This is a genomic window from Mesorhizobium sp. P2_C5_2, assembly GCF_056404535.1.
In genome coordinates, this window is the sequence record NZ_JBFUDV010000001.1 from 372,752 (window position 1) to 387,310 (window position 14,559).

At 64.1% G+C, this 14,559-nt stretch carries 12 protein-coding genes; 6 read left to right on the top strand and 6 right to left on the bottom strand.

Annotation, left to right across the window (positions count from 1 at the left end; translation table 11 throughout):
• Nucleotides 1-4 precede the first annotated feature (4 nt).
• From AC1D1B_RS01710 to AC1D1B_RS01720, 3 genes are all read right to left on the bottom strand, one after another.
• Nucleotides 5-934, bottom strand: a complete 930-nt coding sequence (locus AC1D1B_RS01710) for a carbohydrate ABC transporter permease (RefSeq protein WP_477328985.1) — start codon at nt 932-934, stop codon at nt 5-7.
• 230 nt (nt 935-1,164) lie between these two features.
• Nucleotides 1,165-2,424: an ABC transporter substrate-binding protein gene (locus tag AC1D1B_RS01715; protein WP_477328986.1), complete on the bottom strand. Its 1,260-nt coding sequence runs from the start codon at nt 2,422-2,424 to the stop codon at nt 1,165-1,167.
• Nucleotide 2,425: 1 nt separating this feature from the next.
• Nucleotides 2,426-3,382 (bottom strand): N-acetylmuramic acid 6-phosphate etherase, encoded by a 957-nt coding sequence (locus AC1D1B_RS01720; RefSeq protein WP_477328987.1) that lies wholly within the window; start codon nt 3,380-3,382, stop codon nt 2,426-2,428.
• A gap of 198 nt (nt 3,383-3,580) precedes the next feature.
• Between AC1D1B_RS01720 and AC1D1B_RS01725 the strand changes: the two genes are divergently transcribed.
• From AC1D1B_RS01725 to AC1D1B_RS01750, 6 genes are all read left to right on the top strand, one after another.
• Nucleotides 3,581-4,459 (top strand): glucosamine kinase nucleotide-binding domain-containing protein, encoded by an 879-nt coding sequence (locus AC1D1B_RS01725; protein ID WP_477328988.1) that lies wholly within the window; start codon nt 3,581-3,583, stop codon nt 4,457-4,459.
• On the top strand, nt 4,456-5,238 hold the full coding sequence (locus tag AC1D1B_RS01730) for a GntR family transcriptional regulator (RefSeq protein WP_477328989.1): 783 nt from the start codon (nt 4,456-4,458) through the stop codon (nt 5,236-5,238). The genes AC1D1B_RS01725 and AC1D1B_RS01730 overlap by 4 nt, the downstream gene beginning before the upstream one ends.
• On the top strand, nt 5,235-6,266 hold the full coding sequence (locus AC1D1B_RS01735; RefSeq protein ID WP_477328990.1) for an SIS domain-containing protein: 1,032 nt from the start codon (nt 5,235-5,237) through the stop codon (nt 6,264-6,266). Before AC1D1B_RS01730 ends, AC1D1B_RS01735 begins: the two co-directional genes overlap by 4 nt.
• The gene (gene nagA / locus AC1D1B_RS01740; RefSeq protein WP_477328991.1) at nt 6,263-7,438 is read left to right on the top strand and encodes an N-acetylglucosamine-6-phosphate deacetylase; all 1,176 of its coding nucleotides are present in this window, start codon (nt 6,263-6,265) and stop codon (nt 7,436-7,438) included. Before AC1D1B_RS01735 ends, nagA begins: the two co-directional genes overlap by 4 nt.
• A gap of 112 nt (nt 7,439-7,550) precedes the next feature.
• Complete coding sequence (locus tag AC1D1B_RS01745) at nt 7,551-8,663, top strand: NAD(P)/FAD-dependent oxidoreductase (protein ID WP_477328992.1); 1,113 nt, start codon at nt 7,551-7,553, stop codon at nt 8,661-8,663.
• A gap of 61 nt (nt 8,664-8,724) precedes the next feature.
• Nucleotides 8,725-10,782 carry an ABC transporter ATP-binding protein/permease gene (locus AC1D1B_RS01750; RefSeq protein ID WP_477328993.1) on the top strand — a complete coding sequence of 686 codons (2,058 nt, stop codon included), beginning with the start codon at nt 8,725-8,727 and terminating at the stop codon, nt 10,780-10,782.
• A 68-nt stretch (nt 10,783-10,850) separates the two neighbouring features.
• Here the strand turns inward: AC1D1B_RS01750 and AC1D1B_RS01755 are convergent, their stop codons facing one another.
• The 3 genes from AC1D1B_RS01755 to rpe form a co-directional block, all read right to left on the bottom strand.
• Entirely contained in the window at nt 10,851-12,362 is a 1,512-nt protein-coding gene (locus AC1D1B_RS01755) for a malonate--CoA ligase (protein ID WP_477328994.1), read from the bottom strand.
• Nucleotides 12,363-12,451: 89 nt separating this feature from the next.
• The gene (locus tag AC1D1B_RS01760; RefSeq protein ID WP_477328995.1) at nt 12,452-13,186 is read right to left on the bottom strand and encodes a GntR family transcriptional regulator; all 735 of its coding nucleotides are present in this window, start codon (nt 13,184-13,186) and stop codon (nt 12,452-12,454) included.
• Nucleotides 13,187-13,702: 516 nt separating this feature from the next.
• Complete coding sequence (rpe, locus tag AC1D1B_RS01765) at nt 13,703-14,380, bottom strand: ribulose-phosphate 3-epimerase (RefSeq protein ID WP_477328996.1); 678 nt, start codon at nt 14,378-14,380, stop codon at nt 13,703-13,705.
• Nucleotides 14,381-14,559: the final 179 nt, after the last annotated feature.

A 14,559-nucleotide genomic window follows, 5' to 3' on the forward strand; every position in this document is an offset into this window, starting at 1 on the left:
CTCCTCAGAACTGGTAGCGACGCAGGCGCGTCTGCACGAGGAAGAGGTAGACACAGACGCCACCGAGGATGATCAGGAACATCATCGTGGCGATCGCCGCGCCCATATTGGGATCGCCGACCTGCAGCTGGAAGCCGAAGAAGGCGCGGTAGAGGAAGGTGCCGAGAATATCGGTCGAATAGTTCGGCCCGGCGAGTGCGCCTTGCGCGGTGTAGATCAGGTCGAAAGCGTTGAAATTGCCGACGAAGGTCAGGATCGAGATGATGCCGATCGACGGCAGGATCAGCGGCAGCTTGATCTTCCAGAACTGCGACAGGCCGGTGATGCCGTCGCATTCGGCGGCTTCGATCACCTCTTCGGGGATCGACAGCAGGGCAGCATAGATCAGCATCATCGGGATGCCGATGAACTGCCACACCGAGATCAGGCTGAGCGCGGTCAGTGCATATTGTTCCTTGCCGAGCCATGGCGTGAACAGGCTTTTCAGGCCGACCAGGTCCATCAGATGCGGCGCCACGCCCCACAGCGGCGACAGGATCAGCTTCCAGGCGAAGCCGACAATGACGAAGGACAGGATGGTCGGCACGAAGATCGCGGTGCGGTAGAAGGCGGCGAACCTCAGCCTCGGGCTGGACAGCAATGCCGCCAGCATGACGCCGATCGGATTCTGCACCAGCATGTGGATGATGAAGAACCAGGTGTTGTTCCGCAGCGCGTTCCAGAAACCCACCGACCAGTTGGGGTCGCCGAACAGAGTACGGAAATTGTCAAAGCCGACAAAGATCTGGTGCTGCTCGACGTTGCGGAACAGCGACAGCTGCAGCGTGCCGGCCAGCGGCAGGATCATGATCGCCGTATAGACCAGCAGCGCCGGCGCCAGGAAGACGCCGATATGCCAGCGGAATGGTCGTTTTGGTCGTGTTTCTGCGGCCATGAGTGCGGTCCCCGCCGTCTCTCGGTTCCAAAAGGGTGTCGATGCCAGATGATGCCTCGATGCACGGCCTTGATGTCCTTGCCCCGGCATGGGCAGGACGAAGGCCTGCGACTGGTCAGCTAGCCTTTCCCCACAAGACAAGAGGGTAAGGCCGAGAGGCAGTGCCGACAATCGCAATCTGTAAATTGAAGCCGGCCGGGCACGCGCCCGACCGGTCTGTCTCTGAGCTCTTATTTGCCCGGCTTGTACCAGCTGTCGAGGCCGGTCTGCAGCTTCTTGGCCGCAGCTTCCGGCGTATCGGTGCCGTTGATGACGTTGGCCGATTCAACCCACGTCTCGTTTTCCAGGTTCGGCGTGCCGCGCGACAGAATCTGGTAGGTCGAGCGGATCGTCGACTTGCACTTGTCGCGCCAGGAGACGAATTCCTGCGCCAGCGGGTCTTCCATCTTCACCGGGCTGGAGTTCAGGCTGAAGAAGCCCGGCAGAGCGTTGGCGTAGATGGTGGCGAAGTCCGGCGAGGCGACCCAGGACAGGAAGGTCTTGGCCGCATCGGCATTCTTCGACGCTGCATTCAGGCCCATGCCGATATCGGTATGGTCGGAGATGTAGCAGGTGTCGCCGGCCTTCTCGACCGGGGGCGGGAAGGCGCCCATCTTGAACTGCGCCTGGGTGTTGAACAGGCTGATCTCCCACGAGCCGGCCGGGTAGATGGCAGCGCGGCCGAGCGTGAACAGGTTCTGACTGTCCGGATAGGTCTGGGCTTCGAAGCCGTCGCCGAGATAGGGCTTCCACTTCGCAAGTTCGGCATAGGGCGCGACCCAGTCGGCGTCGGTCAGCTTCTGGTCGCCCTTGATGAGAGCGGCGCGGCCGTCTTCGCCCTTCCAGTAGTTCGGTCCGATGTTCTGATAGCCCATGGTCGCGGCTTCCCAGAGATCCTTGGTGCCCATCGCCATCGGGATGTAAGTGCCGTCGGCCTTGATCTTGTCGAGCGCGGCGAAGAACTCGTCACGCGTCGTCGGCACCTTGATGCCGAGCTTGTCGAAGGCGTCCTTGTTGTAGATGAAGCCGTGGATGACGGAAGCCATCGGCACGCAGAAGCTCGACTTGCCGTCGTCGGTCTGCCAGGCGGCCTTGGCGACCGGCGAGAAGTTTTCCATGCCGGGCAGCGCCGAGATGTCGGCGAGATTGCCTTTTTGATAGAGCACCAGGGACTTGTCGAACGGGCGGCAGGTGATCAGGTCGCCCGCCGAGCCGGCGGCGAGCTTGGCGCCGAGGGCGGCGTCATATTCGGTCGGAGCCGTCGGTGCGAACACCACCTTGATGCCGGGGTTCTTGGCTTCGAAGGCCGGGATCAGCTTGTCCTTCCAGATGGCAAGGTCGTCGGTGCGCCAGCTTTCGATGTTGAGCGTTACGTCATCGGCGTGAGCCAACCCGGCGGTGCCGAGAATGCTGGTGCCGAGAAGCAGTGCCGTCAGTAGTTTCGTTGTCATGCTAGTCTCCCTGTTGACCTTTTTCAGGTTCGGTTTTGAGAACAGGGGCCTTCGCGCCCTTGTTCCCCTCGATCGCGGAAAGGGCGGGCCTGAGCTTCTGGCCGGTCCTTTCCAGTATCTTCTCGGCCACATCGGCGTTGGCAGCGCCGGCGGCGAGCAGAATGGCTGTCTTGACAACGCCGCCGCTCGCTTCGAGCAGGCGCGCGGCATCTTGCCTGTCGTGGCCGCTGATGGCGGCGACGATGCGTGCCGCGCGGTCGCGCAGCTTGATGTTGTCGGCGGTGAGATTGACCATGTAGCCGTCATGGACGTGGCCGAGATGAATGGCGGTCAGCGTCGACAGCATGTTTAGCGCGATCTTCTGCGCGGTGCCGGCGCCCATGCGCGTCGAGCCAGCAATCACCTCCGGCGGTGTTTCCAGCAGGATGGCGACATCGGCCAGCTTGAGCAGCGGCGTGTCCTTGTTGTTGGCGATGGCGATGGTCGCCGCGCCCCGATCGCGCGCATCCTTCAACGCCTGGACCGCATAGGGTGTCGAGCCGCTGGCCGAAATGGCGATCAGGCAGTCGCCCTTGCCGATGCCGGCGCCGGCAACAGCCGCCGAGGCTTCGTCGGTGTCGTCTTCCGGCCCGCCGGCCAATGTCTTGAAAGCCTCGTCGCCGCCGGCAATCAGGATGACGATGCGCTCGCGCTTGATGCCGAACGTGCCGGGCAATTCCAGCGCGTCGGCCAGCGCCATCAGACCGGAGCTGCCGGCCGCCGCATAGGCGAGCTTGCCGCCGCCGTTCAGCCGGCCGGCAATGATCTCGGCTGCGGCAGCGATGGCGGGAATGGCGTCGCGGACGGCCTTGGCGGCCTCGATCTGGGCATTGACCAACGAAGAAAGGATGGTGTCCGGGGCCTGGATGTCCAGTCCCTCGGCATTCCTGTGAAGCGCTTCGGTGCGCGGTTCGGCCATCCCTGTTCCTCCGATGAAGGAACAATACCAAAAAAATACCACTTGTCCACACGCATTAACGGATTTGGGCGCCAGAAATCGCTGAGCCGACGAAATTCCTAGGTTTTTCAATAAAATACGCCTTAATCTTTTTGAAACGGAAATTAATCCTTGGCTATTGGTATTTTATTGGTATTATCCGCCCGGAGGAGAAATCGCGTGAATTTCGTGCTCGGTATCGATGGCGGCGGCACCAGCTGCAGGGCAGCCCTTGCGACAGGCGATGGGGCTGTCATTGGCCGTGCGAAAAGTGGCGCCGCCAACATCCGCACCGATCTCACCGGCGCCAGGACACATATAGTCGAGGCGGCACGCCAAGCCTTCATCGCCGCCGGGCGAGACCCGGACCTGATCCCGCAGACTCCAGCCATTCTTGGCCTCGCCGGCGCCAATGTCGGCACTTACCGGCAGCAGCTCGAAGCGATCCTGCCGTTCAGCATCAGCCGCGTCGAGACCGACGCCGAGATCGCTCTTGAGGGCGCTGTCGGTTCGGGCGATGGCGCCATGGCCATCCTCGGCACCGGCACCGCCTATATGGCGCGCAAGGGCGGCACATCGCGTGCCATTGGCGGCTGGGGTTTTCAGGTCGGCGACCAGGGCAGCGGCGCCCGCATCGGCCGCGATTTGCTTGAGCAGACGCTGCTTGCTCACGACGGCGTCCGACCGGGCTCGCCCTTGACCGACAGCATGATGGCGACCTTCCGCAACAATCCGGAAGACGTGGTGGAGTTCACCACCAATGCCAAGCCAGGCGATTTCGGCGGCTTCGCGCCCAAAGTGTTCGAGCATGCCGAAAAGGGCGACAGCGTCGCCAACTGGATCGTCGACAAGGCGGTCGTCGATGTCGAGGCGTCGCTTGGCGCGCTCGACCTTTCGCACGACGCCCCGCTCTGCCTGCTCGGCGGGCTGGCGCCGCTTTATGCGCCGCGCCTTTCCCAACGCTACCAGGCATTGCTGAAAGCGCCGCTCGACGATGCGCTGGGCGGCGCCGTGCAGATGGCGGCGCGCATTTTCGCCAAGGCGGAGGCGGCACGATGAGCGAGGCCGCCGACCAGATCTTTGCCACACTGAAGCAATCGTCGCAAAGCGGCGCGCCGCTCTATCTGCAGCTGAGGAAAAGCATCGAGGACGCCGTCAATCGCGGCCTGATCGGGCCGGGCGATGCGCTTCCCTCCGAGCGCGACATCGCGACCAAGGCCGACATTTCGCGCGTCACCGTGCGCAAGGCGGTGCAGGATCTGGTCAAGGGCGGCATCCTCGTACAGCGCCACGGCTCCGGCACCTTCGTGGCGCCACGCATGGAGCGCGTCGAGCAGTCGCTTTCGCGGCTCACCTCCTTCACCGAGGACATGGCAAGACGCGGCATGGCGGTGCGCTCGGCCTGGCTGGACCGCGGCCTTTATGCGCCCTCGCCCGACGAGATGATGGTGCTCGGTCTGTCCTCCAGCGAATTGGTGGCGCGGGTGGCGCGCTTGCGCATCGCCAACGATACGCCGCTGGCCATCGAGCGCGCCTCGCTGTCGGCCAGCGCGCTGCCCGATCCGGCAGGGATAGGCTCCTCTCTCTACGCGGCGCTGGAACTGACAGGCAACCGGCCGGTGCGGGCGGTGCAGCGCATTTCCGCCGCCAATCTCGGCGACGCTGATGCGCGCCTGCTCGAAGTGCCGCCGGGCGTTGCCGGCCTGCACATCGAACGCATTTCCTATCTGGCGAGCGGCAAGGTGATCGAATTCACCCGCTCCATCTATCGGGGCGACGCCTATGACTTCGTCGCCGAACTGCGCCTGACAGGGCCGAGCGAAAAGGGCCGACCATGATCCCCAACACCACTCATATGCGGCGCGAGATCGACGAAATCCCCGAAGCCGTGGCGCGCCTGCTCGACGGCTCGTCAGCGGTGCTGACCGAGGCCGGACGCGGCATTCGCGAGCGCGATCCGAGCTTCATCGTTACCGTCGCACGCGGCTCGTCCGACCATGCCGCCACCTTCATGAAATATGCCGTCGAACTGACCGCCGGTCTGGCCGTTGCGTCGGTCGGCCCGTCGATCGCCTCGATCTACGGCGCCAAGCTGAAGCTCGCGGGCTCGGCTTGCCTCGCCATCTCGCAGTCGGGCAAGAGCCCCGACATCGTCGCCATGGCGGAGGCGGCGCGGGCCGGCGGCGCGCTCACCGTCGCCATCACCAACACCGCCGATTCGCCGCTGGCGCGGGCCTCGGATTTCGCCATCGACATTCTGGCCGGACCCGAGCGTAGCGTCGCGGCGACGAAAACCTTCGTCAATTCGGCGGTCGCCGGGCTGGCGCTCATGGCGCACTGCACCGGCGACGACAAGCTGCTGGCGGCCCTTGCCCGTTTGCCAGAACATTTCAGCAAGGCGATCGCCTGCGACTGGATGGCGCTTGCCGGTGCATTGGAGACGCCGCAGTCGCTGTTCATCCTCGGCCGCGGCCCGTCGGCGGCGATGGCCAACGAGGCGGCGCTGAAATTCAAGGAGACCTGCGGCATGCATGCCGAGGCCTATAGTGCCGCCGAAGTCATGCACGGCCCGCTGGCGCTGGTCGGTCCGGGTTTTCCGGTGCTGGCGCTGGCCGCCCGCGATGCCTCCGAGCCGTCCGTGGCCGAGGCCGCCGACAACCTCGCCGGCAAGGGCGCCGCCGTCTTCATCACCTCGGACAAGTCCAGGAGCGCGAGGCCGCTGCCGCATGTCGCCACGGGTCATCCGTTGACCGACCCGCTGACGCTGATTGTGTCCTTCTACGGCTTTGTCGAGGCCTTCGCCCGCCATCGCGGCCTCGATCCGGATGTGCCGCGCAATCTGCGCAAGGTGACGGAAACCGTATGAGCGACCGTTTTGCCCTGACTGGCGCCCGCATTTTCGACGGCGACGCCTGGCACGACAATGCCGCCCTTATTGTGCATGGCGGTTTGGTCGAGGCCATTGTCTCCGACGGCGCCATTCAGTCCGGCGTTGCCCGGATCGACACCGGCGGCGGCATGCTTGCGCCGGGCTTCGTCGACCTGCAGGTCAATGGCGGCGGCGGCGTCATGCTCAACGACCATCCCGATGTCGCCTCGCTCGCAACCATCTGCCGGGCGCACGCGCCGTTCGGCACCACGGCGCTGCTTGCGACACTGATTACCGACACGCCCGCAATCACCGCCGCGGCCATTGCCGCCGGCACCGAGGCGGCACGGCAGAAGCTGCCGGGGTTTCTCGGCCTGCATCTCGAGGGACCGCATCTCTCCGTCGCTCGCAAGGGCGCGCATGACCCGGCGCTGATCCGGCCAATGACGGATGCCGATGAGGCTGCCCTGATCGCCGCGCGGAAAAATCTGCCGGTGCTGCTGACGACGATCGCGCCGGAATCCGTCGAGCCTGCCCGCGTCGCCACGCTTGCCAAGGCTGGCATCGTCGTCAGCCTCGGCCATTCCGACACCGGCTACGCCACTGCCAAAGCCTTTGCCGACGCCGGCGCCAGCGTGGTCACCCATCTGTTCAACGCCATGAGCCAGATCGGCAACCGCGAGCCGGGGCTGGCCGGTGCAGCCATCGACATAGGCGGCCTCTCGGCCGGCATCATCGCCGACGGCATCCATGTCGATCCCGCCACCATGGCAATCGCGCTGCGCGCCAAGCAGGGCTCGGGCAGGATCGTGCTGGTCACCGACGCCATGGCAACGATCGGCACCGACATGACCTCGTTCACCCTCAACGGCCGCATCATCTACCGCAAGGACGGCAGCCTGCGGCTTGCCGACGGCACGCTGGCCGGTGCCGATCTCGATATGATCTCAGCCGTCCGCTATGTGCACCAGGTTGTCGGGCTGGATCTGTCGGAGGCCTTGCGTATGGCTTCGCTCTATCCGGCGCAAGCGGTCGGCCAGGCGCACCGGCTCGGCCGCTTCGCCAACGGCACCGCCGCCGATATTGTCGCCTTGTCGGACAACCTCGACGTCAAGGGCGTGTGGATCGGCGGCGACAGGGTTTTTGCACGCGCGGGAAGTCCGCGCTAAAGCAATTCCAGGAAAAGTGTGAGCGGTTTTCCGTCCGGAATTGCGTCAAGAACAAAAAGATAGAGCGGTTCGCCGTTTCTCCGAAACGGTGAAACGCGATAGAGTCCCGACCATGCATGATGTCGATTGCGTTGTTGCCGGGGCGGGTGTGGTCGGCCTCGCTATTGCCCGCGCGTTGGCGCTGGCGGACCGCGAGGTGCTGGTGGTCGAGAAGGCTGCAGCCATCGGCACGGGCACCAGTTCCCGCAATTCGGAAGTCATCCATGCCGGGCTCCACTATGCGCCGGGCAGCCTGAAGGCCCGGCTCTGCGTCGAGGGGCGCGAGCGTCTCTATGCCTATTGCCGCGAGCACGGCGTCGCCCATCGGCGCACCGGCAAGCTGGTCGTTGCCGTCGAACCCGACCAATTGGATAGACTGCAGGCGATTCAGGTCAACGCGGGACAATGCGGAGTCGGTGACCTCACGCTTTTGACGCGCGCAGAAGCCGAACGCCTCGAGCCTGCGCTAACATGCGCCGGTGCGCTGCTGTCACCGTCGACCGGCATCGTCGACAGCCAGGCGCTGATGCTGTCGTTGCGCGGCGACGCGGAGGCGGCCGGCGCCTCCTTCGCCATGCTCACCACTGTCTCCGGCGCAACCATCGAAGTCGACGGAATCCGGATCGATACACGCGATGCCGATGGCGAGCGTTTCACGCTACAGGCGGGCGCCTTCGTCAACGCCGTCGGCCTCGATGCCCAGGCATTGGCCGGCCGCATCGAGGGTTTTCCGCAAAACCTTGTTCCGCCCCTGTGGCTGGCGCGCGGCAATTATTTCGCGCTGTCCGGCCGCTCGCCTTTTTCACGGCTGATCTATCCGGTGCCTGTTCATGGCGGTCTTGGCGTGCATCTAACTCTCGATCTCGGTGGCAGCGCGCGCTTCGGCCCGGATGTCGAATGGATCGACTGCGTCGACTATACCGTCGATCCGCGTCGAGGCGCCGCCTTCTATGCGGAGATCAGGCGCTACTGGCCCGGCCTTGCGGACGACACCCTACAACCAGCCTATGCCGGTGTCAGGCCAAAACTGTCCGGCCCCGGCCAGCCGGCCGCCGACTTCGTGATCCAGGGGCCTGCCGATCATGGCACTGGGCCGATCGTCAATCTGTTCGGCATCGAGAGCCCCGGCCTGACGGCAAGCCTGGCGGTCGCTGACCATGTCGTGGAGCTGCTCAGCCTGAAATGACAGGGCTGGTGCCAAGCGAACGTCATGAAACCTTTTGATTTGGCGGCCGTTGTCGGAGCGTATGTCCGAGGCGAAACCCAAATCGAAACCGACCGACGGCATCAAACCGAGCGATGCCCCGAAGTCGCGTCGGGAAAAGCCGTCACGACAAAAGCCGCGCGACCGACGAACGGGCGAGGAGACGCCGCGCGAAAAGAAGCCAACGCCCCCCGACGCAGCGCCGGAGGTCGACGGCCAGGCGGGGCCGCCGCCGGAAGCTATCGAACCCGATCCGCAGCTGACGCCCGAAGAGGCCGAGCAGGCGCGCAAGAAATACCTGCTGCGGCGTTTCTGGATCAGCGCGCGCGGCTACTGGAGCCGGCGCGGCGACCGGCTCGCCTGGCCATTCACGATCGGAGTGCTGCTGCTGATCTGCATCAACATCGGTTTCCAGTATGGCATCAATGTCTGGAACCGCTCGATGTTCGATGCCCTCGAGCAGCGCAACGCCCGCACAGTCTATTTCCTCAGCGCCGTATTCGTGCCGCTGGTGATCTGCAGCGGCAGCCTTGTCGTCGCGCAGGTCTACCTGCGCATGACGATCCAGCGCCGCTGGCGTTCCTGGCTGACCACCGGGGTCGTCGCGCGCTGGCTGGCAAACGGCCGCTACTACCAGCTGAACCTCGTGGGCGGCGACCACCAGAACCCCGAGGCCCGCATGACAGAGGATCTGCGCATCGCCACCGAGTCGCCGGTCGATTTCATCGCCGGCGTCCTCAACGCGTTCCTGTCGGCCTCGACCTTCATCGTCGTGCTGTGGACCATCGGCGGCGCGCTCACCCTGCCGATCGGCGGCGAGAGCATCACCATTCCGGGCTTCTTGGTCATCACCGCGATCATCTATGCCGCCATCACCTCGACCTCGATGGTGGTCATCGGCCGCAATTTCGTCCAGCTCTCCGAGCGGAAGAACCAGGCGGAGGCCGAACTGCGCTACACGCTGACGCGCGTGCGCGAAAACGGCGAGAGCATCGCCTTGCTGGGCGGCGAGGAGGAGGAGCGCGGCGGCATCGACAGGAATTTCGGCCATGTACTGAAGCAATGGGCGCTGCTGACCGGACAGCACATGCGCACGGCGGCGGTGTCGCAGGGATCGAGCCTGTTTGCGCCGGTCGTGCCGATCCTGCTGTGCGCGCCAAAATTCCTCGAAGGCTCGATGACGCTTGGCGAGGTGATGCAGGCGGCGTCTGCCTTTGGCATCGTGCAAGGCGCGTTCGGCTGGCTGGTCGACAACTATCCGCGTCTCGCCGACTGGAACGCCTCCGCGCGGCGCATTGCCTCGCTGATGATGTCGCTCGACGGGCTCGAGCGCGCCGAGCAGAGCGATGCGCTCGGACGCATCAACCGGGGCGAAACCGAAGACGGCGCCATCCTCAGCCTCGACAATCTTTCCGTGACACTCGACGACGGCACCTCCGTGGTCAAGGAAACCGAGGTCGTGATCGAGCCGGGCGAGCGGGTGCTGGTGGCCGGCGAATCTGGTTCAGGCAAGTCGACGCTGGTGCGGGCAGTCGCGGGCCTGTGGCCATGGGGCGGCGGCAGTGTCAATTTCCACGCCGACAGGCGCCTGTTCATGCTGCCGCAACGCCCCTACATCCCCACCGGCACGCTTCGCCGCGCGGTCGCCTATCCCGCGGCGGCGGACAAGTGGACGATCAAGCAGATCAAGGCTGCCCTCGAGAAGGTGGGGCTTGGCTATCTCACCGACAGGATCAGGGAAGACGCGCCATGGGACCAGACGCTGTCGGGTGGTGAAAAGCAACGCCTCGCCTTTGCGCGCCTGCTGCTGCATCGTCCGGATATCGTGGTGCTGGATGAAGCGACTTCGGCGCTCGACGAGAAGAGTCAGGACACGATGATGAAGACGGTGATCCGCGAACTGCCTGATGTCACCATCATCAGCGTGGCGCACCGCGCCGAGCTCGAAGCCTTCCACAGCCGCAAGATCACCCTGGAAAGGCGTGAGGGCGGCGCCAAGCTTGTCAGCGATGTCGACCTCGTCCCGCGCAAGCGCAAACGCAGCTTGCTTAACCGCGCTCTGTGGGGTTCCAGCACGCGGATCGAGAGGCCTCGCAAGTAAGGCGTCACTGCCGAACCGGGAGCAGATGCCCAGGCGGAGCGGCTGAGGCACGGTTAGCCGGATTCAGATTAACCGTAGAGACCCTTGTAAGTCTCGCGCAACAGGTTCTTTTGCACCTTGCCCATCGTGTTGCGCGGCAGCTCGTCGACGAAGATGACCTGCTTCGGGTGTTTGTATTTCGCCAGCCGGCCGGCAATGGCGCCAACAATCTCGGCGCCAGTAATCTGCGACGCCGACGCCCGCACGACGACCGCTGTAACGCCTTCGCCGAAATCGGGATGGGCAACGCCGATGACCGCACTTTCCAAGACGCCGGCAAGCGCGTCGATCTCGCTCTCGATCTCCTTCGGGTAGATGTTGTAGCCGCCCGATATGATCAGGTCCTTGCCGCGGCCGACAATGTGGACATAGCCGTCCGTGTCGATGATGCCGAGATCGCCTGAGATGAAGAAGCCGTCATCGCGGAATTCCGCCTTGGTTTTCTCCGGCATGCGCCAATAGCCGGAAAAGACATTCGGCCCCTTCACCTCGATCATGCCGACCTCGCCTCGGGCAAGGGCAGCACCACTGTCGGGATCGGCTATGCGCAGCGAAACGCCGGGCAGCGGAAAGCCGACCGTGCCGGCCCGGCGCTCGCCGTCATAAGGGTTCGAGGTATTCATGTTGGTTTCGGTCATGCCGTAGCGCTCGAGGATGGCGTGGCCGGTCAGTTCGAGCCAGGCCTTGTGCGTTTCGGCAAGCAGCGGCGCCGAGCCGGAAACGAACAGGCGGATGTTCTTCGCTGCGTGGGCGTCCAGTCCCGCCTGCTGCAACAGCCTGGTATAGAAGGTCGGCACGCCCATCAGCACAGTGGCGCGCGGCAAAAGCGAGACGATGCGGCTCGCGTCGAATTTCTGCTCGAACAGCATCGAGGCGCCGGCCATCAGGGTGACGTTGGTGGCGACGAACAGGCCGTGCGTGTGGAAGATCGGCAGCGCGTGGATCAGCACGTCATCCCTGGTGAAGCGCCATTGCTCGACCAGCACGCGCGCATTGGAGGCCAGGTTTTCGTGGCTGAGCATGGCGCCCTTCGAGCGACCGGTCGTGCCCGATGTGTAGAGGATCGCCGCGAGGTCGTCCGGCCCGCGCGCCACATCGTCGAAATTCGGCGGCTGCTGCGCGGAATAATCGGTCAGCGAGCCTTCGCCGTTGCTGCCAAGTGTGGCGGTGACCGCGCCTGTCGCCTGCACCAACGGGGCGATGTCGCCTGCCCGCGCCGGGTCGCAGACGACCAGCCGCGGCTCGGCATCGCCGAAGAAATAGCCGAGCTCCGTCAGCGTGTAGGCGGTGTTGAGTGGCAGGAAGATCGCGCCGGCGCGCAGGCAGGCGAGGTAAAGGAAAATGCATTCGGGGCTTTTTTCAACCTGCACGGCGACGCGGTCACCGGGCTCGACACCGAAATGCTTCAGCGCCTGCGCTAATTGCGCCGACCGTGCCAGCATGTCGCTATAGCGGATCGAGCGCCCGTCATCGGTCTCCATCAGGGTGCGCCCGGGCGCGGGCATGCGGTCGCGAAAGGTGTCGAACAGGTGATTGCTCATGCGTCTTCCCTAGCGCATGGCCTCGAAAAAAAACAACCGCATTTCGGGAAACCGCGGCAAGCAGATTTCGGATCGAAACCGGAAGTGCCCTACCTGCGGCCGCGCAGCGCCTTGGCGCTCACGCGCGGGTCGCCGCTTTCGTTGAAGCGCTCCATGCACATGGCTGCCGTTAGACGGTAGTGGTTGAGCAAGGCTTCGACGGCGCCATCGGCATCGCCATCCACGGCGCGCTCGGCAATCAGGCGATGCTCGCCGATTTCGTCGCGCTCGGCCCCTTCCTGGGAGATCAGCCGATAGCGGGATGCCTGATCGGAAAGCTGGTCGCAAAAGCCGGTCAGCCAGTGCGACTGGCAGCCTGCGATCAGTGCCCGATGGAAGGCGCGATGCAGCTTTTCCCATTCCGGATTGTTCGAGGACGGATCCTCCGGCAAACGGCGCTGTGCGCGCGCCAAGCGATGCAAGGCCAGCACCAACTGCTCTTCCCATTCACCGGTGCGGTTGGCAATGGATTCACGCAGCGCTCGCTCTTCCAGCCAGCAGCGGGTGCGCGTCAATTCCTGGAGTTCCGGGGCACTGACCGGCATGATGAAGAAACCGCGCTGGTCATGGCGGCCGAGCAGGCCTTCCGAAGCAAGCCGGTTAAGAGCTTCGCGAACCGGTGAGGCACCGGCGCCATAACGGGAAACGACCCATTCGACACGAAGCTTGCTTTCACTTTCAAACACGCCGCGCAGGAGATCGTCGCGAAGCTGTTGATAGACCGTACTGGCGAGCGTGCTCTTGGCTCCCGCGCTTTCGCTCATATCGGCAGATCCGTAGGTCAATATGACTCCTATCGCTCTCCCATGCTCCGCCAGCCCGTTCGCGAAGCAAACGATTCGCCCGTACTTGTACTATATGCCTCGAGGCATCCATGGCTCAAGGGGAAGATCACGATATTCGACTTAAAGAGGAAGGTTTGCACATCTTACTCAGGGGAAGTAACGAATCTCGTGAAAAACTTGTTCTTGTGAAGAAACTTTGCCCCATGGTGCAGCTCGCGTCTTCGCGACATGGTTGTGGGGTCAGGAATACGGGTAATTTTTTCTTAACGCGCGTCAGGTTACCGAACTGGCCCCTCCCGCGATGGGGATACTTCCGACATTCGTCAACTAGATTTTGGCCGCCTAGTGTAGTGTCAGATGTGGTGATCGTGTCGCCCGCGGTTACGGTCAGCCCTGCCGACTGCCGCGAACTGACCGCTGTTTGGGACATCTCACCGGCTAAAGGATCAGGCAGGGAGAACAGGCCAGGGGATCAGGCCAAGAGATCAGAGCTGTCGAGATTTTCTGAAGCCGATGTCAGCCGGCAGCCCGGTCGGCCGCGGTTCGGATGGCTTCGATATTGGCCCGGTAGGCTTCGACGCTGCCGCCCTTGAAGATGGCGGCGCCCGCCACCAGCACGTCGGCGCCGGCTGATGTGACCAGGGGGGCGGTTTCCGGCGACACGCCGCCGTCGATCTCGATGCGGATCGGCCGGTTGCCGATCAGCGCCTTGACCCGCTTGACCTTGTCGACCATGGCCGGGATGAAGGCCTGGCCGCCAAAGCCCGGATTGACGGTCATGATCAGGATCAGGTCGAGTCGGTCGAGCACATATTCGATCGAGCTTTCCGGTGTCGCCGGATTGAGCGACACGCCAGCCCTCTTGCCGAGACCCTTGATGGTCTGCAGCGAACGGTCGAGATGCGGTCCGGCCTCGGCATGCACGGTCATGCCGTCACAGCCGGCGTCGGCAAAGGCGGCCAGATAGGGATCGGCCGGCGCAATCATCAGATGGCAGTCGAAGAAGGCCTTGGTGCGGTTGCGGATGGCCTTGATCACGGGCGGGCCGAAGGTGATGTTGGGCACGAAATGCCCGTCCATGACATCGAGATGGATCCAGTCGGCGCCGGCTGCGGCCACCGCCTCGACCTCGTCGCCGAGCTTCGAGAAATCCGACGCCAGCACCGATGGCGCGATCAGGGTCTTCCTGCTCATGATGCAGCCCTTTTTGGGCGCCCTGTTTGCGGACGCTATCTGACGATTGCCTAGACCATGATCCCGAAAAGGGAAAGTCGCTATTTGCTGCGCCGGCAGCGGCCGCTCGGATGCTTCGCCTGCCGGTGCGCAATTCTTGTGATCGAGCAGGTCCGACGCCCGCAGGCAGCGTGCCCGCT